The sequence below is a fragment of the Isoptericola sp. NPDC056573 genome, assembly GCF_042793335.1.
In the GTDB taxonomy this organism is placed as follows: Bacteria; Actinomycetota; Actinomycetes; order Actinomycetales; family Cellulomonadaceae; genus Isoptericola.
Map to the genome: position 1 here is coordinate 105,788 of NZ_JBHTUY010000002.1, position 19,768 is coordinate 125,555.

Sequence of the window (19,768 nt, forward strand, 5' to 3'; positions counted from 1 at the left end):
CATCCTCGGGCTCGTTCGTGCACGGCAGCCGCTTCTTGGCGCGCGCGGGGGAACCCTCCCACGCCGCTCGCACCGGCTCCAAACGCACCGGCAGGGCCGCCGGACGGCTCAGGGCGCCGTGACGAAGACGTCGAAGAGCTCCGGGTGGTGCCCGTGCACCAGCACGGCGAAGACGACGAGGTCGAACAGCAGGTGCACGGCCACCACGTAGGTGAGGCTCTTGTAGCGGCTGAAGATCCACCCCTGCACGAGGGCGAACGGCACGGTGAGCAGCGGACCCCACTCGCGGTAGCCGAGCTCCCACAGGAACGACACGAAGATCGCCGCCTGCAGCACGTTCGCCGTCCACAGGCCGAAGTGCCGGCGCAGCAGCGCGAACACCGTGCACACGAAGAACAGCTCGTCCCAGATGCCGACGGCGTTGACGCCGACGAACAGCCGGGCGACGTCCTGCCCGCTGTCGAGCTCGGGCCAGTTGAGGTAGGCACCGGAGCCCAGGAAGTACCAGGGCAGCACGAGGTAGCCGACCGCCACCACCACCACGAGGTACACGTACTGACCGCGCGACCAGCGCCGGCCGGTCGCGACGGGGAACCGCACTGCGCCGGCCCCGTCGTCGTCGCGGAACCAGAACCGCGACGCCGCCCAGGGCACCAGCACCGCGAGGGACAGCACGACCGCGAACCGGGCGATGCCGGCGTCGGACAGGTCCGCCTCCAGGGAGATCGTCGAGATGATGCCGAGCGCGACGGCGATGAGCCCCAGGTCGCGCCCGAGGCGCCGGTCGACGAGCAGGCCGAGCGCGACGCCGGCCACGAGCGGCACGTAGGCGAGGGGCCGCACGTGCACCGCGAACAGCAGCACGGCCGACGCGGACACGAGCGAGGCGGCCAGGATCCGCGGCAGCGCGGCGGGGGCACGGCGGGTGACGTCCATCGTCCGGCGAGGATATCCGGGCGCCTGCGTGGAAGAATCCGGGGCATGGTCGCGGGTCGCGGAGCGCAGAGCCGTGACGGGGGTGCGCGCCTGTGACGTCTCGATCCTCCGGCCCGACGGCGCCGTCCCAGGACGCCCCGACCGCCGGCGCGGTGCAGGCGCTGGTCGCCGCCGGGCTCGCCCGGCCGGTCGCCGACGAGTCGTTCGACCGCTTCGCCCGGCTGGTGCAGCGCCAGCTCGGCGTCCCCACCGCCCTCGTGACGCTCGTGCTCCCGGACTCCCAGGTGTACCCCGGCGCGCTCGGGCTGCCGGACCCGTTCCAGGCCACCCGGCGCACCACCCTGAGCGAGCCGCTGTGCGGCGAGACCATCCGCTCCGGCGCGCCCCTCGTCGTCGAGGATCTGCGCGCCGACCCGCGCTTCGCGAGCCGGGAGACGGTCACCGCGCTCGGCATGGGGTCGTACGCGGGTTTCCCGATCTTCGACCGGCACGGCACCGCCGTCGGCACGGTGTGCGCGCTGGACACCGAGGCGCACGCGTGGAGCGCGACCGACCTCGCCACCCTGGCCGACCTGGCCGCGGCCTGCACCGCCGAGCTGCGGCTGCGGCTCGAGCGGCAGCGCGCGCACCGCATCCAGCAGGTGGCGGTGCACGCCACGCGCCGCACCCGCATGCTGCTCGACCTCACGGACCGGTTCGCCGCCGCGACCACCCTCGACGAGATCGTGGACGCGCTGCGCGCCTCGGGCCCGGGGCTCGGCACCGTGTGGGCCGCGCTGGCGCTCGCGGAACCCGGCGGGGCCGGCCTCACGCTCGTGGAGCGCGACGGCGCCTACCCCTACCTGCCGCGGCACTGGCGCTTCGACGACCCCGCGGTGGCGTCCGTCGCGCGCGCCCGCCGGGCCGCGTTCTACCGGGACGGCGCGGCCGCGCTGCGCGCCCAGCCGACGTGGGAGCCGTGGATCGACCCGTCCCTCGGCGGGCTCGCGCTGGTCCCGATGGTGGTGGACGACCGGCTGCTCGGCGTCGTCGTCCTGCTGTGGCGCGGCCCGCACGAGCACGACGACGAGAGCCGCCGCACGGCCGCCACGCTCGCGTCGTGCGTGGCGCAGGCCCTGGTGCGCATCCGGGTGCTGGAGGACCGGCACCGCGTGGCCACCACGCTGCAGGCCGCGATGCTCACCGACCTGCCCCGCGTGCCGTACCTGGAGCTGGCCTCGACGTACGCGTCCGCGACCCGCACGGACAAGGTGGGCGGGGACTGGTACGACGCCGTCGAGCTCGACCCGCGCTCCACGGTGCTGATGATCGGCGACGTCACCGGGCACGACATGCAGGCCGCCGCCCGCATGGGTCAGCTGCGCGCCATGCTGCGCACCCTCGCGTGGTGCCAGGACGCCCCGCCGGCACGGCTGCTGCGCGAGCTGGACCGCGCCAACCGCGGCCTCGCGCTGACCGCCAGCGGCACCGCCGTCGTCGCGCGCCTGGACCGCACGGGCCGCGGCGAGCCCGGCAGCGGCGACGACCGGTGCCGGCTGTGGTGGGCCAGCGCCGGGCACCCGCGGCCGGTGGTGCTGCGCGCCGACGGGAGCGTGGACGAGCTCGACGGCCGTCCCGACCTCATGCTGGGCGTCGACCCGTCGGTCTCCCGACGGGACCACGCGGCCGAGCTCGGCCCCGGCGACACCCTGCTGCTGTACACGGACGGGCTCGTGGAGTCGCGCACCACGACGTTCGCCGCCCGCGCCGAGGAGCTGCGCGGCGTGCTGGCGGACCTGCACGGCGGCCCGACGGCGGAGCTGCCGCAGCGGCTCGTCGACCGGATGGTGCGCGGGCAGCAGCGCGACGACGTAGCCGTGCTCGCCGCCCGGGTGCGCTGACCGCCGAGGTCGTCGGCATCCCGGAGCTACCTCGCGGGAGCCCGAACTACCTCGCGGGAGCCCGAGCTACCTCGCCGGGACCGGAGCTACCTCGCCGGGACCGGAGCTACCTCGCGGGATCCGGAGCTACCTCGGTGGGCGCGGCGGGACCGCCACAGCGGCCAGGCGACCGCGCCCGCCACGACGAGCACGACGACGCCGAGCAGGGCCCAGGGCACGGCCCAGCCCGCGGCGGTGGCCGTCGCCGTGGTCGCCCCGCCCCCGCCGACGCCGACGACGAGCCCGTCCGCGCGCACGTCCGCCGCGACCCGGAACGTCGGGCGCACTCCGAGGACCTCCACGGTCCGCCGCACGACGGCGCCCGGCAGCAGCTCCTCGGCCGGCTCGCCGCCGGCGCCCGCGCTCGCGCCGGGCCCGGTGAGGCGCACGCTCTCGGTGGGCACCAGGCGCGCGTTGCCGGTGTTGGTCAGCGTGTAGGTGACGGTCGCGCGCGACGCGCCCACCGGGTTGGCGGTGGGGTGGACGACGACGCCGACGTCGGAGACCGCGAGCCCCGGCGCGAGCGCGCCGCCGACCCGGGCGTGCACGCGCAGGGCGAGGCGCCGGTCCACGCTGAGCGCGCCGTCGCCGACCTGCTGGCGCAGCGAGGTGACGACGCCGCCCGCGTGGTCGCCCGGCGTCGCGTCGTCGGGCACGCTGAGGCTGAACGGCACCTCGGCCGCGTCCCCCGGCTCGATCGTCACGCTGCCGTCGCCGCCGTCGCCGCCTGCGTCGAGCGTGAGCCACGCCCCGAGGCCGGTCGGCTCCTGGTCGGCGGGCAGCAGGTCGAGGTGCCCGCTCGGCGTCGTGACGGCGTCCGTCCCGTAGACGGACAGCTCGAGCGGCGCGGTCGAGCGGTTGGTGACGACCAGGACGTCGCGGACCCGCTCCCCCGGCTCGACGTCGTAGGCGAAGTTGGCGCGCCCGGCGCCCAGCGTCCCGTCCTTCGGGGCGAGGGACCAGGTCAGGTCGTCGGACGCGGCGTGCGCCGTCGCCGGGGCGGGCAGGACGACGGCGACCGCGGCGGTGGCGAGGACGGCCGCCGCCGCGGCGCGCACCCGGGACGGGGCGCGCCGCGACGACGGGCGGTGGTGCGTGCTCACGGGAGGGTCAGCCCACCGCGGTGAGGGTCAGCACGCCGGTGTAGTCCCCGGCCGGCGTGGACAGCGGGATGCTCAGGTCGAGCCCGGCGTCCACGACGACCGAGCCGGCCGCGTGCCCCTCGGGCGCGGAGACGAGCGTCGCCCCGCCCTTGAGCCCGGAGCCGGAGCCCGCCACGACCTCGGTGCCCGCGACGGCACCGCCGGTGTTGGCGCCGAGCGCCGGGGTCCAGCCCAGGGCGGAGCCGCTGAACGACCGGCTGCCGGCGAAGAAGTCCGTCACCGTGCCGGTGACGCTCCACGCCGGGCTGCCGGCGCGCGTGTCGGTGACGGTGACGCGGCGCAGGTCGCCGGTCGCGGTGAACGCCGCGTCACCCTGCGTCGCGGTGCCGAGGTTCACGGCGCCGCCCGACGCGACGGTCCAGGTGAACTCGCCCGGCTCCGGCTCGACCGGGCCGCCGCCGTCGCCCTCGGGCACGGTGACCTCGACGTCGACGTTCTCGCCGTCGCCGCCCGCGGGCGTGAACGCGACGGGCACGGCGAGCTCCTGCGCGGCGTTGGCGGCCGCGCCGCCCGCGGCGTAGGTGTACACGCCGTAGACGCCGTCCACGGAGTCGTCGGTCTTCACGTCGAGGTCGGCGCTGAACGTGCCGTCCTCCTTCAGCAGCACGAGCTGCTCCGCGACGCTCGGGTTGGAGGCCTTGAGCTGCGAGTACGACGGCTCCGGCAGCGCCCACTTCTGGCTGACGACCTTGCGGGCCGACGACGCGACGCCGTCCGACGGGCGCCAGTCCTGCGCGAACTTCCCGAAGACCACGTACACGCCGGTCGGCTGGCCGGTGGTGATCGGCGGGCGGGTGGCCGTGTTCGCGGCCGGGTCGAAGCCGCTGCCGGTCACGGTGAGCGTGCCGGTCGCGGCGGGGTCGAAGCCCGCGCTCTTCGAGAGCGACACCGACGGGTTCCACGTCTGGGCGGGGGCGGCGAGGTCGGCCGTGACCGTGAGGTCGTCGAGCTCGGCGCCGGCCTGGAGGAAGTCCTGCAGCGCGGACGCGCCGGCCGCGGTGAGCGTCACACCGTCGGCGGTGACGGAGACCTGGTCGCCCGACACGTCCACGGTCGTGGTCGCGACGTCGCCGAGGACGACGTCGTCGCCGCCGTAGGTGCCCTGCTCGTACCCGAGGTTGTTCTCCGGGATCTCGACGCTCAGGTCGCCCACGACCTTCCCGACCCCGCCGGCGACCTCGATGCCGACGTTCTCGACCGTGACCGTGAACGCGTGCGACGGGAAGTGGAACACCGCCCCGCCGGACGTGGTGACCGCGAGGTCGCCGGCGTCGGTGACGCTGCCGCCGGTGACGGGCAGCAGGTAGGGCAGGGTCTCGTTCGGCGGCGTCGTGTCGACGGTGGCGGCGGGCGTGCCGTCGACGTCGAACGTGGCCGGGTCGACCAGGGTGATGCGCTCGCCCACCGGCACCGCGCCGACGGGCGGCAGCGCGGCGGTCTGGAGGCCGACGTAGCGGCGGAAGCTCTCGCGGAAGCCCCACGAGGCGCTGCCGCTGTCCGCGACGACGTCCCGCGGCGCGGCGGCCTGGGCGGCGGGTGCCGCGACGAGCGCGGCCCCGAGGCCCACGGCGAGCGCCCCGGCGCCCGCGACCAGCCGGCCGTACCGGGCCGGACCGAAGGTCTTCGACATGTCAGTTGTCCGTTCGTTCGTGAAGGGAGAGGAGATGGGGTGGGGCGGGGGTCTGGGCGGCCCGCTGGGCGTCCTGCCAGCTAGGGCCGGAAGGGCAGCACGAGCCAGCGCCGGCGGAAGCCGACGACGGCCCCCGAGGCGGCGAGCAGCAGCCCGGTCGCGGCGACGGCGAGGCGGTCCGTGCCGGCGCCGTCGGCGGTGCGGAGGAGGTCGGGCACGAGCGGGGTCGCGCCGCCGCCAAGCGTCGCCGCCTGCACGGCGGGGAACCCGGTGAGCGGGGCGTCGGCGAGCGTCGCCGCACCGGGCGAGCGGGGAGTCGCGAGTCCGGCGGCTCCGAGCCCGCCGCCGGGTCCGCCGCGCGTGGCGGCCCCCGGCCCGGCCGCGACGCCGGTCGCCCCGGCGGCGCCGGCGGTCCCGGACGTGCCGCCGCCCGACCGGTCGGGGCCGCCGGGCGTCGTCGTGCCGCCGCCCGTGCCGACGCCGCTCACCGGCGGCGTGCTGCCGATGCTCTGCGCGGCGTCGAAGCTCACGCCGACGACGGCGGGCGGCTTCGCGGCGTCCCGGTGCCCGGAGGAGTACCAGTAGGAGGCCTGCCCGGTGCGCTGCTGGAAGTCGACGAGGTTCTGCGGGAACGACCCCCAGCACGACCCGGCCGGGTCCTGCCGCACCTGCGGGGCGCTGTCGCCGGCGTCGACCCACACGCCGCAGTAGGCGGGCTGGAGGAAGCCGCCCTTGCTGCCCGTGAGCTTCTCGCCGTCGAAGGTCGCGAGCGTCACCCGCGTCGCGGGCAGCCTCCCCCACCGGGTGACGTCCTCGCGGTCCGCGGCGTACCCGCCGGCGGTCGCGGTGAGCGTGCCGTCGCCGTCCGCGTCGAGCCGCAGCACGGGGTCGCCGGCCCACCAGTACGTCATGCCGCCGTAGAACACGACCGTGAACGAGCCGGTCCAGCGGATCTCCACGGACCCGTCGGCATCCCGCGTGCCGCGACCGCCGGCCATCACCACCTCGGCGCCGGACGTCGTGGAGAGCGTGACCTTCTCGCCGGTCGGGCCGGTGCACCGGGTGCCGAACGTGGCCTGCCGCTGGGTCGCGGCGGCGCCCGTGCCGACCGTGCGCAGCACGCGCACGTTCCCGGCCCGCCCGTGGTAGAGCCCGGCGTCGCCGTCGTCCCAGACCCGGCTGCCGCCGGTGTCCCCGTCCGTGCCCGGCGTGCCGGCCATGAGGAAGTTGCAGCCCACGTAGTTGCCGGAGCCCGCCTCGGTGTTCACGGCCCACCGCAGCTCGGCGTCGGTCAGGGTCGCGGCGCCGCCGTCGCCGTCCCCCGCGCCGTCCCGCGGGGGCACGGTGACGGTGAGCGGGATGACGTCGTCCGGGTCGTCCGCCGCGAGCGCCGGGGCGGCGGGGAGGGCGAGGAGCGCGAGCACCGCCGCGGCGGCGAGGGCCGCGCGGGCGCGGAGCGCGCTCACGGCTCCACCTCCGTGGCCGGGTCGGTCGGCGTGTCGTCGGCACCCGGGGCCGCCGCGGCGCGGGCCGCACGGCGCCGGCGCGCGGCGGTGACCGCGGACGTCACGACGAGCAGCAGGAGCAGCAGGGCGGCGGCGCCCACCGCGAGCTCCGCGGGGCTGTAGGCCAGGCCGAGCGGCCCGGCGCCGGCCGCACCGCCGTCCGCGCTCGCGGCCGCGACCAGGGCGTCGGCGGCCTCGGCGTCGGCGGGGTCGCGCGTGACGATCACCTCGACCTCCGGCTCCCGCCCGGACGACGCGCCGGTCAGCCTGAGCACGTGGGTGCCGAGCCGCAGGTCGGACGGCAGCTCGAGCAGGCCCGCCACCTCCCCGTGGTTGCCCGCGCCGAGGGGGCCGACGGCGAGCAGCCCGTCGTCGAGGGTCGCGACCACCTGCTCCCCCGGCTCGAAGCCCTGACCGGCGAAGCTGAGCACGCGGCCTGCGACGGCCGTCGCCCTGTCGACGCCCACGGTGGCCTTGCCGGGCAGCTCGGCGGTCGCGCCCTCACCCGGAGCGCCGGAGCCCGCCGTGTCGTCGCCCGCTCCCGCGTCGCCCGCGCCACCCGTGGCCCCCGGGGCGGCCTCGGCCGCGGCGCCGTCCCCGCCGCCGGAGCCGCCCGACGTCCCGTCGCCCGGGCCGCCGCCCGTCCCGGCGTCGTCGGTGCCGGTGCCCGCGGCCGCGCCGTCGAACGACACGGGCGTGAACGACTCGTTGGCGGCGTTCGCGACCCCGTGCGCCCCGATGGTGATGACGCCGCACCGCACCTGGGTGCAGTCCACGTCCACGGCGCTGCCGGAGCGGTCGACGGTGCTGAAGCGCGCCCCGGGCACGACGAGCCTCGCGGACCAGGTGCCGTCGGCCGCGATGGTGCCGCCGTTCGCCTCAGCCGCGGTGCTCGACCCGGGGAACGCCACGAACCGCTGGTAGCCCGCGTTGTCCGCGGCCTCCGAGTCGGGCACGTACCGCAACGTCTCGCCGGTCGCCCCGCCGGCGCTGGGCCGCCACGACCCGCCGGACGGGTCGGACACCCAGCCGAACAGCACGTAGACGCCGCCGAAGGCGTTCTTCACCGACTGGAACCCGCTGCCGCGCAGCGTCAGCGTCGTGGGGCCGTCGGCGGCCGCGCGCGCGGCGCCGTCCAGGCCCGCGACGGACACGCGCGCCGCGGCCTGCGCCGCCGGGGCGGTCGCGACGAGCGTGCCGACGCCGAGCGCCGTGCCGAGCAGCGCGGCGAGCAGCAGCGCGAGGGTCGTCGTGGTGCGGCCTGCGGGACGGGTCGGGTTCATGCGGGGTCCTCGGCGAGCGTGGGGAGCGTCGGGTCGTGCTCGGGCGCGGCGCCGTGCCGGGGCAGCACGAGCAGGGCCCCGGTCACGGGGTGGGGCAGCACGTCGACGGGGTGGTCGTAGACGTCGGTGAGCAGGGCCGTGGTGAGCACGTCGGCGGGTGCGCCGTGCGCGGCGACACGGCCGCCCGCGAGCACCAGCACGCGGTCGGCCCACGCGGCGGCGAGCGCCAGGTCGTGCAGCACGACGACGACCGCGCCGCCGGCCCGGGCGTGCTCGCGGGCCCGGCCGAGCACGCGCTCCTGGTACCGGACGTCGAGGGCGGCGGTGGGCTCGTCGAGCAGCAGCAGCCGCGGCTCCTGGGTGAGCACGCGGGCGTACGACGCGCGCGACTTCTCGCCCCCGGACAGCGTCGGGTAGCGGCGCGCCGCGAGGTGCGTGGCGTCGGCGTCGTCGAGGGCGTCCGCCACGACGAGGTCGTCGCGGTCCTCCGCGTCGGTGCCGCGCCAGGGTGCGCGGCCCATGCGCACGACGTCGACGACGCGGAACGGGAAGCTGACCTGGTTCTCCTGCAGCAGCACGCCGCGGTGGCGGGCGAGCTCCGCCGGGCGCACGGCCGCCACCGGGGCGCCGTCGAGCGTCACGGCGCCCTCGTCGGGCCGCCGGTCCCCGGCGAGCACGGACAGCAGCGTCGACTTGCCCGCGCCGTTCGGGCCGACGACGACGAGCACCTCGCCGACGGGCACGTCCACGTCGACGGCGTCGAGCAGCGTCGCCCCCTCGACGCGCACCGTGGCGGCGCGGACCTGGAGCAGCGCGCCGGTGCCGTGCCCCGTCATGCCCAGCCCCCCGCCTGGCGGCGAGTGCGCCGCACGAGCCAGAGGAAGAAGGGCCCGCCGACGAGCGCGGTGAGCATGCCGATCGGCAGGTCCGCGTAGGGCACGGCGGTGCGCGCGACGAGGTCCGCGGCGAGCAGCAGCACCGCGCCGCCCAGCGCGCTGGCGGGCACGAGGACGCGGTGCCCCGGGCCGACCGCCATGCGCACCAGGTGCGGCACGACCAGCCCGACGAACGAGATGATCCCGCAGAACGCGACGGCGGCGGCGGTGAGCAGCGCGACCACGACGACGGCGACGACGCGCAGCCGCTCGACGTCGACCCCGAGGTGCCGGGCCGAGCGCTCGCCGAGGGCGAGCAGGTCGAGCCGGCGCGCCATCGCGCCCGCGGCGACGAGCCCGACGACCACCAGCGGCGCGACGATCGCGACGTACGCCCAGCGGGTGCCGTTGAGGGACCCGAGCTGCCAGAAGATGATCTGCTCGCGCTCCTGGGTGTCGCCCAGGAAGGTGAACAGGGCCAGCACCGCCCCGCACACGGCGTTGATCGCCACACCCGTGAGGACCAGCGTCACGACCTCCGTGCGTCCGCCGGACCGGGCGAGCGCGTAGACCGCGAAGGTCGCGACGAGGCCGCCGAGGAACGCCGCGCCGGCCGTGGTCCACGGCCCGGCGACGCTCACGCCGAGCACGATGGTCGCCGACGCCGCGACGGCCGCGCCGGACGAGACGCCGACGACACCGGGCTCGGCGAGCGGGTTGCCGAACACGCCCTGCATGAGCGCGCCCGCGGCGGCGAGGGCCGCGCCCACCAGGATCGCCATGACCACGCGCGGGAAGCGGATGGTCCACAGGGCGGCGTACCCGTTCGGGTGCGACGGCTCCGGCCCGAGGTCGAGCCCCAGGCCCCGCGCGAGGCCGCCCAGCACCTCGGCCGGCGGGATGTGCAGGTGCCCCGAGCCCGCCGCGACGACGGCGAGCGCCAGCAGCGCCGCCGTCAGGCCGCCGAAGAGCCAGGCCACGCGGGCGGGGACCGCCGGGGGCAGCGGCGACGGGTCGGCGTCGGGGACGGCCGCGCGCGTGGCGCGCGGTGCGGTGGCGGTCACCCCTCGCTCCCGGAGGACGAGCTCCCGGACGGCAGGCTCCCGGGGGCGTACAGCGCGCGGGCGAGCGCGTCGAGCACGGCGGCCGTCTCCGGGCCGAAGGCGAGGATCTGCGAGTCGTCCATGGCGACGATGCGGCGGTTCTCCCCCGCGGGCGTCTGCGCGAGGGCGGGCAGACGCTCCAGCAGCCCGTCGACCCCGCCTGCGGACTCGAGGCCCTTGGACATCATGAGGAGCACGTCGGGCTGCGCGGCGACGATGCCCTCGTCGTTGACGGGCCGCATGCCCTCCCAGCCGATCTCGGACGCGACGTCGACGGCGCCGACCGACTCGACCAGCGAGTCCGCGCCGGAGCCCTCGCCGAACAGGTAGTAGACGCCGGCCTGGCCGCGCACGTAGAGGAAGGCGACGCGCAACCGGTCGGACTTCTCCTGCGGCGCGAGCTCCGCGACCTGCGCGACGACGTCGTCGACCTCGGCCTGGGTGCGCTCGGCCAGCTCGACCCCCTCGCCGGGGACCCCGAGCGCCTCCGCCACCGACCGCACGAGGTCGCCCGACGTCTCCACGCTGCGGTGCGGGTCGAGCACGACGACGGGGATGCCGGCGTCGCGCATCTGCATCAGCACGTCCCACGGCCCGAGGGTCGTGTCGGTGAGGATCACGGTGGGCGCCAGCTCCAGGACCGCCTCGCCGGTCAGCTCGTGGCCGTTGGCCGTGACGAGCGGGAGGTCGGCGATCTCGGGGAAGGTCGAGGAGGTGTCACGCCCCACGACCCGGTCGCCCAGGCCAAGCTCGAAGACGGTGCGCGACAGCGTGCCGTACAGGTCGAGCGCCAGGATCCGGCTCGTGTCGGTGACGGTGACCTCGGTCCCCTGGGCGTCGGTCACGGTCACCGGGAGCTGCGGCTGCGGGTCGTCCGCGACGGGGGCGACGGGCGTCTCGGCGGTGCGCGCGACGGTCTCCCCGGTCCACTCCCGAGGGTCGTCGAGCACGTCCAGCTCGGTCAGCGGCGTCGTGTCCACGGCAGCCGCGCCCTGCTCGACGACGCCGCCCGGGGCGAGCGCGGTGCAGCCGGTGAGGACCAGCGCGACCAGCGGCGCGACCAGCAGCGCGAGCGGGGCGGCGAGGGCACGGCGGGCGCGCCGGACCGGGCGGGAGGACATGCGGGTTCTCTCCTTGGTGGGACGGCCGCCGGGACGGGGCCGGGCCGGACGCGACCTCGCGCCGGAGTCCTGCTGAGGCATGCCTAACTTAGGCGAGGCTGACCTTAGTTGTCACGCCCGGGACAGACGTCGGCCCGGGTGATCCGCGTCACCCGGGCCGGGGCGGTCAGGGGCGGGTCAGGGGTGCGCGACGCCCAGCTCGACGAACATCGCACGGTTGAGCCGGAACGCCTCCTGCGCCTCGGAGACGGCGAGGTCCACCTCGGTGTCGTCGAGCTCGAGCCCGTCGAGGCGCTCGCGGTACAGGTCCTTGAACGGCTTGGCCTTGCGGATCTCGGGGAAGTCGTAGAACTCCAGGCCCGCGGCGCCCATGCCGTAGTGCCGCTGCATCATCCGCTGGATGACCTGGCCGCCCGAGAGGTCGCCGAGATAGCGCGTGTAGGCGTGCGCCGCGTAGCAGGCGACGTCGCCCCCGACCGCGTGCAGCCGCGCGACGTAGCGCTCGGTCGCGGGCAGCACGCGCACGACGTCGCGCCACCCGGCGCCGTACAGGTGCGCGAGGTCGCGCTCGATGGCGGGCACGCGGGTGAGCTCGTCGAAGACCAGGGCGCGGCCGCGCTCGTCCGCCCGCATCCGCTCGCTCGCCTGCTCCAGGGCCGTGTAGACGGCAAGCTGCTGCGCGGCGAGGTCGGCGTACGCGTCGACGTCGAGCCGCCCCGAGAGGAGCCGCTCGACGAACCCCTCGGACTCCGCCTGCGAGTGCTCGGCACGCGTCCCCTCGCGCAGCCGGGTCGAGAGCGGGGCGATCTCCGCGAGCACCGTCATGGGACCTCCAGGGTCGTGGTCGGCCGGCGTCCGGCACCTGAGGTCATGACGGGTTGTCACGACCTGGCGTCACCATAACAGTCGGAGTAAGGGTTGCCTACCCTGATCTTGCGCCGCGGGCGTGCGGGCTGTCGGTGCCACCCGGCAGGCTGGGCCGATGACGACGAGCGAGCTCCCCCCGGACGCCAAGGCCGTGCTGCACCGCTACCTGCGCGAGGCGCGTCAGGCGCTCGTGTGGAAGGTGGAGGGACTGTCGGAACGGGAGGCGCGGATGCCCCGCACCCCCACCGGCACCAACCTCCTCGGGCTGGTCAAGCACGCGGCCACGGTGGAGATCGGCTACTTCGGAGACGTCTTCGGCCGTCCGTGGCCGCGGCCCGAGGACGCGCCGTGGCTGGCCGCGGCCGACTCCCCCGACGCCGACGCGGAGGCCCTCCAGGCGGAGTTCTTCGCCACCGCCGACGAGCCCGCCGACCGGATCCTCGGCCTGTACCGGCAGGTGTGGGACTTCGCCGACGCCACCATCGACGCCCTGCCGCTGGACGCACCCGGGCGCGTCTGGTGGTGGCGCGAGGGGAACCGCGACGTCACGCTGCACCAGATCCTCGTGCACGTGTCCACGGAGCTGAGCCGGCACGCCGGGCACGCCGACATCCTGCGGGAGGAGGCCGACGGCGCCGTCGGGATGCGGGCCGACAACGACAACCTCGCCGACGGGTTCGACTACACCGCGTTCACCACCCGGCTGCGCGGCATCGCCGAGCGGTTCCCCGAGGAGGCACGATGACCGACCACGACGTCCCGACGATCCGACAGGTCGTGCTCGACACCACCGACGCGCGGCGGCTCGCGGAGTTCTACCGCGAGCTGTTCGGCCTCGCGTACCGGGCCGGCGACGAGGCGCCGCCGCCCGGCGCGCCCGACCCGCGCGGCGAGGACTGGCTCGTGCTGCGCCACCCCGGCGGCGTCCCCCTCGCGTTCCAGCAGGTGCCGTCGCTGCCGCCGAGCACGTGGCCCGACGACGGCGTGCCGCAGCAGCTGCACCTCGACGCGACCGTGCCCGACGTCGCCGCGCTGGACCGCCAGCACGAGCGCGCCCTCGCGCTCGGCGCGCGGCTGCTGCACGACCGGTCCGACGACCCGGAGGAGCCGCTGCGGGTCTACGCCGATCCCGCCGGCCACCCGTTCTGCCTGTTCGTGGGCTGACGGCACCTCGCCGCTGACGGGGGACAATGGGCCGGTGCAGTGCCCTCACTTCGACGCCGGCCGCTGCCACTCGTGCACCCTCCTCGCGACGCCGTACCCCACGCAGGTGGACGAGAAGGTGGCGCACGTGCGGGCGCTGCTCGCCGACGACCGCGTCGACTGGCTCCCCGCCGTCACGGGCCCGGAGTCCGGGTTCCGCAACAAGGCGAAGATGGTGGTCAGCGGCACGGTCGAGGAGCCGGTGCTCGGCATCCTCGGGTCGGCGGCGGGTCCGTTCGCCGGGCAGGGCATCGACCTCACCGACTGCGGCCTGTACCCGCCCGCGCTGCAGGAGTCGTTCCCCGTCCTGGCCGCGCTGATCACGCGGGCGCGGCTGCAGCCCTACGACGCGACGTCGCCGTCGCGCGGGGCACGCCGCCGCGAGACGCCGCGCGAGTCCGCGTGGCGGGGCGAGCTCAAGCACGTGCTCGTGACCCTCTCCCCGGACGGCGAGCTCATGGTGCGCCTCGTGCTGCGCAGCCAGGAGCCGGTCGCGCGCCTCCGCAAGCACCTGCCCTGGCTGCTCGAGGAGCTGCCCCAGGTCGCCGTGGTGAGCGTCAACGTGCAGCCCGCGCACGCCGCCGTCCTCGAGGGCGACCTGGAGGTCGTGCTCACCGAGCGGCAGGCGCTGCCGATGCGCGTCGGCGCCGACGGCATCACCCTGCACCTGCGCCCGCAGAGCTTCTTCCAGACCAACACCGCGGTCGCCACGGCCCTGTACGCGCAGGCCCGGGCGTGGGTGGACGAGGTGGCCCCCGCGTCCCTGTGGGACCTGTACTGCGGCGTCGGCGGCTTCGCGCTGCACTGCGCCGCCCCCGGGCGGGCCGTCACCGGCATCGAGATCTCCGCGGAGGCCGTCGCGAGCGCGGGCGCGACCCGCGACGGGCTCGCGGCGCTGCCCGCGGACGCCGTCGTCGCCGGGCGCGACGCCGCGTGGTGGGCCGACGCCGTGGCCGACGTCCGCTTCGCCGCCGGCGACGCCACCGAGTCCGTGCTCGGGTCCGTGCCCGGGTCCCCGCGCGACGGCGCCGCCCCCGAGCTGGTGGTCGTCAACCCGCCGCGGCGCGGCATCGGCGCCGACCTGTCCCGCCGGCTCGAGGAGTCCGCCGTCGGGCACGTGCTCTACTCCAGCTGCAACGCCGTGACCCTCGCCGAGGACCTCGCGCGCATGCCGTCGCTGCGGCCGACCCGCGCCCGCCTGCTCGACATGTTCCCGCAGACCAGCCACTACGAGGTGCTGGTGCTGCTCGAACGGACGACCCTCACCGCCTGAGCCCAGGGGTTTCCTGAACACGCGCTGAGGCCTACGCTCGCGCCAACCGCACCCCGCAGCGTCGCGTGGTGCGTCGTGGGCCCTACCCGGGCCCCGCCGAGTCACCCATCTGGAGGTCGACCGTGAGAGTTCGCAAGTTCCCCGCGGTCGTCGCGACCACAGCCCTCGCCGGGCTCGTCCTCGCGGCGTCCCTCACCCCCACCGCGACGGCGGCACCCGCCGTCGCCACCGGCCGGCACGGCACCCACGTGCCGGGCCCCGACCTGTCGAAGAAGGTCACCGGCGAGCGCGTCTTCCGTCACCTCGAGGCGTTCCAGGAGATCGCGGACGACAACGACGGCAACCGTGCCGCCGGCAGCCCCGGCTACGAGGCGTCCGCGCGGTACGTCGAGAAGACCCTGCGCAAGGCCGGGTACCAGCCGGAGCGGCAGTACTTCGAGTTCGACACCTTCGACGTGCTCGACCTGTCCGTCACCGTGCCCGGCGTCGACCTCACCCCGGTCGCGATGACGTACTCGACGTCCACGCCCGACGACGGCGTCACCGCGGCCGCGGTGCGTCCCGCGATCGCGGACGGCTGCCCCGCCAGCGACGACCCCGAGGCGCCCCACGACGACTCGTGGGCCGGCGTCGACGCGACGGGCAAGATCGCCGTCGTCCAGCGCGGGTCGTGCACCTTCGGTGCCAAGGCGCTCGCCGCCGGCGAGGCCGGCGCCGCCGGGCTCATCATCTACAACAACACCGACGGCGCCCTCAACGGGACGCTGGGCGAGACGAACGACGGCTACGCCCCCACGGTCGGTGTCACCCAGGCGGAGGGCGCGGCCATCGTCGCGGCCCTGGAGGCCGACCCCGCGCTGCAGGTCTCGTTCGACCTGCAGGCCGAGAGCGGCACCGACGAGACGTTCAACGTCATCGCCGAGACGAAGCGCGGCCGGCACGACAACGTCGTGATGCTGGGCGCCCACCTCGACGGCGTGCCGGAGGGCCCGGGCATCAACGACAACGGCACCGGCTCCGCGGCGATCCTGGAGACCGCCGTCCAGCTCAACAAGAAGAGCGCCAAGCTCAACAACGCCGTGCGGTTCGCGTGGTGGGGCGCCGAGGAGCTGGGGCTCGTGGGCTCCGCGCACTACGTGGACGACCTCGTGACGAACGACCCCGAGGCCCTCGACGACATCGCGACCTACCTCAACTTCGACATGGTCGGCTCGCCGAACTACACGATCGGCGTGTACGACGCGAACGAGTCGACGTTCCCCGCCCCCGTCACGGTGCCCGAGGGCTCCGTCGCGACCGAAGCCGTCTTCACGGACTACTTCGACGGCATCGACCAGGCGTGGGTGGACTCGGAGTTCTCCGGCCGCTCCGACTACGACGCGTTCATCAGCAACGGCATCCCGGCCTCCGGCCTGTTCACCGGCGCGGACGCGATCAAGACGGAGGAGGAGGCCGCCATCTTCGGCGGCGTCGCCGGCGAGGCCCTCGACCAGAACTACCACTCCGCGGGCGACGACCTGTCGAACGTGAACCTCGAGGCGCTGGACATCATGTCCCGCGCGATCGGGCACGCCGCGCAGCAGCTGGCGTGGAGCACCGAGGCCGTCAACGGCGTCGAGCCCGGTCGGCCGGGTCACGGGCACGGCAACGGCAACGGCCACGGGAACGGCCACGGCCACGGCCACGGCCACGGGAACGGCGGGGGTCACCACCGCGGGGCGCACGGCTTCGCCACGCGCTGACCTCGCTGAACAGCACTGAGCAGCGCTGACCAGCGCTGACCAGCGCTGACCAGCGCTGAACCACGGTCGAGCCTGTCGGGACCCCGGTCCCGGCAGGCTCGACCCCTGTGCCGGGCTCAGCCTGCGGAAGGGCTGGGGGACGGCGTCGCGCTGGGCGCCGCCGCGTCGTCGTCGGCGCCGTCGGAGATCCGCTCGAGCGACACCACGGGCTCGACGTCCTCCGGGGCCTCGACGTCGATCTCGATGGTGTACGACCGCGGCTCGCCCCATCGACGCTGAGGAACTCCGACCTCGTCCCCGCGGAGCACCATGACGTGATCGTCGTCGGCACGCACGTCGACGACGGTCGCCGACGACGGCGCGACGACGCGGTACCACCGTTGCCCGTGCCAGCTCGCCCTGACCGACCTGGTCACGGTGGTGACCACGAGCTCGGGGTCGGGCTCCTCCGGGATCGTCGGTTCCTCCGACGGCGACGACGTCGGGGTCGGGGTGGGCGACGGGCTGGGCGAGGGGGGCGGCGGGCTGGAGGAGCCGGGCGGCGTCGGGGACGACGTCGGCCCGGTCTCCGGGTCGCCGGGCTGCGGCGACGACGGCGTCGTACCGGGCTGCGTGGCCGGCGGCGGGGTAGTCGGAGCGGTGCCGGGCGCCGTCGGGTCCGACGTCGGGGCGTCGGTCGCGGGCGGCGCCGGGGCGTCCTCGGACGGCGTCGGCTCGGCCGGGGTGGTCGCGCTCGGCTCGGGCTCAGGAGGAGCGTCGGGTGACGCCGCGTCGCCGGGGGCGGGCGCCGGGGCCACCGCCGACGACGTCGGGCCGGGCGCGGGCGGCGCGGCGACGGGCCCCCCGCCCCCACCGCTCACGGCCACCGCGACGGCCGCGACCGCGACCCCCGCCACCGTGCCCGCACCGATCATCCCGGCCTTGCCGAGCTGGCCCAGCCGCAGCCAGAGCGTCCGGACCCACTCCCACGCCGCGAGCAGCGCGGCCCCGACCGGCCCGGACCACGCGATCGCGCCCAGGCCCGTCGTGCCGGCGCCGAGCGCGCCGACGACCACGGGCGCGGCGGCGCCGGCGGCCATGCCCCCGAGCAGCAGCGGGCCGGCGTCGCGCACGGCCCAGCCGGCCTCGCGCACGTCGATGAAGGCGCGCATGCAGCCCTGGCAGCCGAAGAGGTGCGCCTCGAGCACGGTGCGGCGCGGCGGCGACAGCCGGTGGAGCACGTAGGAGTGCAGCGACTGACGGGTGTCGAGGCAGCCGGGCGGGCACGAACGGGCGTGGGCGGCGGCGAACGCGGCGCCGAGCCGCTCCTCGGCCTGCCGCAGACGGCGCAGCACCGCGCGGGCGTGCATGCCCAGCTCGGTGGCGATCGCCGGGAGCTCGCGGCCCAGGACGTGCCGGTCCCACAGCAGCCGCTGGTCGTCGTGGGGCAGCGTCGCGAGCACCGTGCGGAGCACCGCCGGGTCGGCCGTGCCGGCGGCCCCCGGAGCGTCGTCGCGCCCGTGCGCGGCGGCCGCGGCACGCATCTTCCGGATCGCGTCGTCGACCGCGCCCCGGCGCGCGGGCGCGTCGCCGTCGTGGATCGCGGTCACGCGACGCCCCCGTCCTGCCGATGCTCGTCTGCGCCCGTCGTCACGGGCCGTTCACGGCGCGCGGCACGGGCACGCCGGGGGCCATGATCGCAGCGGCCCACGGGGCAAAGGCAAATCCCGGGGCCCGGGGCGGTGTGCCGCGACGGCACCCGTCGAGACGCCGGACGGCTCCCCGGCCCGGTCCCGGACCGGCGCGGCGGGCCGCTCGCGGGGCCTGTCCACGGGCTGCTCCGTGGGCTATGACGTGGGCTATTCCGTGGGCTCGGTCGGCGGCGTCTCGCCCGGGTCCGGGTCGGTCGGGTCCGGGTCGGTCGGGTCCGGGTCGGTCGGGTCCGTCGGTTCGTCGGTCGGTGTCGCGGTGGCGGTCGGCGTGGGCGTCGACGTGGTGGCGGGCGAAGGCGTCGGTGACGACGGCGCCGGGGGCCGCGTCGACGGCGACGACGGCGTCGTCGTCGAGCCGGACGACGAGCCTGACGACGAGGTCGACGACGAGGTCGACGACGAGGTCGGCTCGTCGTCGCGCCCGGGCGACGACGTGGGCGACGTCGACGGGTCGGACGTCTCGGCGTCGTCCGACGACTCGGTCGGCGAGGGCTCGCCCGACGGTGTCCCTGACGGGTCCTCGGACGGCGTCGGCCCCGCGCTCGGGCCCTCGTCCCCGCGCGGCGCCGACGAGGGCGAGGCCACGGGCGACGTGGCACCGGCAGGCACCGACCCGACGGTGGTCGCCTCCGGCGACGAGCCGGGGTCGGAGGCGGCCGGTGCCGCGTCGCCGCTGCCGAGCGCGATCGCGACGGCCGCCACGGCGACGCACGCGACGGTGCCCGCGACGATCAGCCAGCTCTGCCGGCGCGCAGGCCGCGGGGCGGAGGCGGACGGGGTGCCGGACGCGGTGTCGGACGCGGTGCCGGACGCGGTGCCGGACGCGGTGCCGGACGCGGTGCCGGACGGCACCTCGGAGGCCGTCGCGACCGCGGGCGGGCGCCAACCGCCCGCGAGCAGCCGAGGCCCGGCGTCCCGCAGCGCCCAGGCGGGCTCGCGCACGTCGACGAACGCGCGCAGGCAGGCGGCGCAGTCGAGGAGATGGTCCTCGACCCCCGTCTCCCGGCCGGCCGGGGAGCGCCCCTGGTCGAGGTCGAGCAGCGCCGGCCGCGTGCCGGCGCAGCCCGGCGGGCAGCCCTGCGCGTGCGCGGCGACGAGCGCCACGGCGAGGGCCTGCTCGGCCTGCGGCACGAGCCGGGCCGCCGCGCGAGGGTGGGTGCCGAGCGCGGCGGCGACGGCGGACGGCTCCTGCCGCTGCACGTGCGTGGCCCACAGCAGCCGCTGGTCGTCGGGCGGGAGCGTCAGGAGGGCGGTGCGCAGCACCTCGGGGTCCGCGGTCCCGGCCGCGCCGGGCGCTCCCCCACGACCCGCGGCCGCGGCGGCGACCCGCATCCGGCGGATCGCGTCGTCGACATAGCCCGCGCGCGCCGGCGCGTCGTCACCGCCCGTCTCGGTCACGGTGCCCCCGTCTCTGGGTCTCCAGCGGCGCGCCGACGGCACGCTCGCGGGGCTCATGA

16 protein-coding genes are annotated in these 19,768 nt (G+C 76.5%); 5 read left to right on the forward strand and 11 right to left on the reverse strand.

Features of this window, described 5'->3' with window-relative positions; genetic code table 11:
- Window positions 1-108 precede the first annotated feature (108 nt).
- Complete coding sequence (locus ACFQ8E_RS03195; RefSeq protein ID WP_430549130.1) at window positions 109-936, reverse strand: type II CAAX prenyl endopeptidase Rce1 family protein; 828 nt, start codon at window positions 934-936, stop codon at window positions 109-111.
- A gap of 92 nt (window positions 937-1,028) precedes the next feature.
- On the opposite strand from ACFQ8E_RS03195, the gene ACFQ8E_RS03200 reads away from it, so the two are divergent.
- Window positions 1,029-2,816 carry a SpoIIE family protein phosphatase gene (locus ACFQ8E_RS03200; protein WP_430549131.1) on the forward strand — a complete coding sequence of 596 codons (1,788 nt, stop codon included), beginning with the start codon at window positions 1,029-1,031 and terminating at the stop codon, window positions 2,814-2,816.
- An 86-nt stretch (window positions 2,817-2,902) separates the two neighbouring features.
- On the opposite strand, the gene ACFQ8E_RS03205 is transcribed toward ACFQ8E_RS03200, so the two are convergent.
- The 8 genes from ACFQ8E_RS03205 to ACFQ8E_RS03240 all read right to left on the reverse strand — a co-directional run bounded on the left by ACFQ8E_RS03205 (window position 2,903) and on the right by ACFQ8E_RS03240 (window position 12,360).
- Entirely contained in the window at window positions 2,903-3,958 is a 1,056-nt protein-coding gene (locus ACFQ8E_RS03205; RefSeq protein WP_430549132.1) for a WxL protein peptidoglycan domain-containing protein, read from the reverse strand.
- Between the two features lie 7 nt (window positions 3,959-3,965).
- Window positions 3,966-5,648 (reverse strand): HtaA domain-containing protein, encoded by a 1,683-nt coding sequence (locus ACFQ8E_RS03210; RefSeq protein ID WP_430549133.1) that lies wholly within the window; start codon window positions 5,646-5,648, stop codon window positions 3,966-3,968.
- An 80-nt stretch (window positions 5,649-5,728) separates the two neighbouring features.
- Window positions 5,729-7,114, reverse strand: a complete 1,386-nt coding sequence (locus ACFQ8E_RS03215) for a hypothetical protein (protein WP_430549134.1) — start codon at window positions 7,112-7,114, stop codon at window positions 5,729-5,731.
- Window positions 7,111-8,436: a hypothetical protein gene (locus tag ACFQ8E_RS03220; RefSeq protein WP_430549135.1), complete on the reverse strand. Its 1,326-nt coding sequence runs from the start codon at window positions 8,434-8,436 to the stop codon at window positions 7,111-7,113. Before ACFQ8E_RS03220 ends, ACFQ8E_RS03215 begins: the two co-directional genes overlap by 4 nt.
- Window positions 8,433-9,272, reverse strand: coding sequence for a heme ABC transporter ATP-binding protein (locus tag ACFQ8E_RS03225; protein WP_430549136.1), 840 nt, complete (start codon window positions 9,270-9,272; stop codon window positions 8,433-8,435). The genes ACFQ8E_RS03220 and ACFQ8E_RS03225 overlap by 4 nt, the downstream gene beginning before the upstream one ends.
- Complete coding sequence (locus ACFQ8E_RS03230; protein ID WP_430549137.1) at window positions 9,269-10,375, reverse strand: FecCD family ABC transporter permease; 1,107 nt, start codon at window positions 10,373-10,375, stop codon at window positions 9,269-9,271. The genes ACFQ8E_RS03225 and ACFQ8E_RS03230 overlap by 4 nt, the downstream gene beginning before the upstream one ends.
- The gene (locus ACFQ8E_RS03235; RefSeq protein ID WP_430549138.1) at window positions 10,372-11,535 is read right to left on the reverse strand and encodes a hemin ABC transporter substrate-binding protein; all 1,164 of its coding nucleotides are present in this window, start codon (window positions 11,533-11,535) and stop codon (window positions 10,372-10,374) included. The genes ACFQ8E_RS03230 and ACFQ8E_RS03235 overlap by 4 nt, the downstream gene beginning before the upstream one ends.
- 177 nt (window positions 11,536-11,712) lie before the next feature.
- Entirely contained in the window at window positions 11,713-12,360 is a 648-nt protein-coding gene (locus ACFQ8E_RS03240) for a heme oxygenase (biliverdin-producing) (RefSeq protein ID WP_430549139.1), read from the reverse strand.
- Window positions 12,361-12,517: 157 nt separating this feature from the next.
- On the opposite strand from ACFQ8E_RS03240, the gene ACFQ8E_RS03245 reads away from it, so the two are divergent.
- The 4 genes from ACFQ8E_RS03245 to ACFQ8E_RS03260 all read left to right on the forward strand — a co-directional run bounded on the left by ACFQ8E_RS03245 (window position 12,518) and on the right by ACFQ8E_RS03260 (window position 16,620).
- Window positions 12,518-13,147 (forward strand): DinB family protein, encoded by a 630-nt coding sequence (locus ACFQ8E_RS03245; RefSeq protein ID WP_430549140.1) that lies wholly within the window; start codon window positions 12,518-12,520, stop codon window positions 13,145-13,147.
- Window positions 13,144-13,566, forward strand: a complete 423-nt coding sequence (locus tag ACFQ8E_RS03250; protein ID WP_430549141.1) for a VOC family protein — start codon at window positions 13,144-13,146, stop codon at window positions 13,564-13,566. The genes ACFQ8E_RS03245 and ACFQ8E_RS03250 overlap by 4 nt, the downstream gene beginning before the upstream one ends.
- A 34-nt stretch (window positions 13,567-13,600) precedes the next feature.
- Window positions 13,601-14,878 carry a 23S rRNA (uracil(747)-C(5))-methyltransferase RlmC gene (gene rlmC / locus ACFQ8E_RS03255; protein ID WP_430549142.1) on the forward strand — a complete coding sequence of 426 codons (1,278 nt, stop codon included), beginning with the start codon at window positions 13,601-13,603 and terminating at the stop codon, window positions 14,876-14,878.
- Between the two features lie 122 nt (window positions 14,879-15,000).
- Entirely contained in the window at window positions 15,001-16,620 is a 1,620-nt protein-coding gene (locus tag ACFQ8E_RS03260) for a M20/M25/M40 family metallo-hydrolase (protein WP_430549143.1), read from the forward strand.
- 116 nt (window positions 16,621-16,736) lie between these two features.
- Here ACFQ8E_RS03260 and ACFQ8E_RS03265 read toward each other — a convergent pair whose 3' ends face one another.
- Window positions 16,737-18,209: a zf-HC2 domain-containing protein gene (locus ACFQ8E_RS03265; RefSeq protein ID WP_430549144.1), complete on the reverse strand. Its 1,473-nt coding sequence runs from the start codon at window positions 18,207-18,209 to the stop codon at window positions 16,737-16,739.
- A gap of 249 nt (window positions 18,210-18,458) precedes the next feature.
- Window positions 18,459-19,709, reverse strand: a complete 1,251-nt coding sequence (locus tag ACFQ8E_RS03270) for a hypothetical protein (protein WP_430549145.1) — start codon at window positions 19,707-19,709, stop codon at window positions 18,459-18,461.
- Window positions 19,710-19,768: the final 59 nt, after the last annotated feature.

What these genes read in the sequence shown, in the direction of transcription:
- ACFQ8E_RS03195 (WP_430549130.1), bottom strand. Translation starts at nt 936, where the DNA reads ATGGACGTCACCCGCCGTGCCCCCGCCGCGCTGCCGCGGATCCTGGCC.
- ACFQ8E_RS03210 (WP_430549133.1), bottom strand. Translation starts at nt 5,648, where the DNA reads ATGTCGAAGACCTTCGGTCCGGCCCGGTACGGCCGGCTGGTCGCGGGC.
- ACFQ8E_RS03220 (WP_430549135.1), bottom strand. Translation starts at nt 8,436, where the DNA reads ATGAACCCGACCCGTCCCGCAGGCCGCACCACGACGACCCTCGCGCTG.
- ACFQ8E_RS03225 (WP_430549136.1), bottom strand. Translation starts at nt 9,272, where the DNA reads ATGACGGGGCACGGCACCGGCGCGCTGCTCCAGGTCCGCGCCGCCACG.
- ACFQ8E_RS03235 (WP_430549138.1), bottom strand. Translation starts at nt 11,535, where the DNA reads ATGTCCTCCCGCCCGGTCCGGCGCGCCCGCCGTGCCCTCGCCGCCCCG.
- ACFQ8E_RS03240 (WP_430549139.1), bottom strand. Translation starts at nt 12,360, where the DNA reads ATGACGGTGCTCGCGGAGATCGCCCCGCTCTCGACCCGGCTGCGCGAG.
- ACFQ8E_RS03245 (WP_430549140.1), top strand. Translation starts at nt 12,518, where the DNA reads ATGACGACGAGCGAGCTCCCCCCGGACGCCAAGGCCGTGCTGCACCGC.
- ACFQ8E_RS03250 (WP_430549141.1), top strand. Translation starts at nt 13,144, where the DNA reads ATGACCGACCACGACGTCCCGACGATCCGACAGGTCGTGCTCGACACC.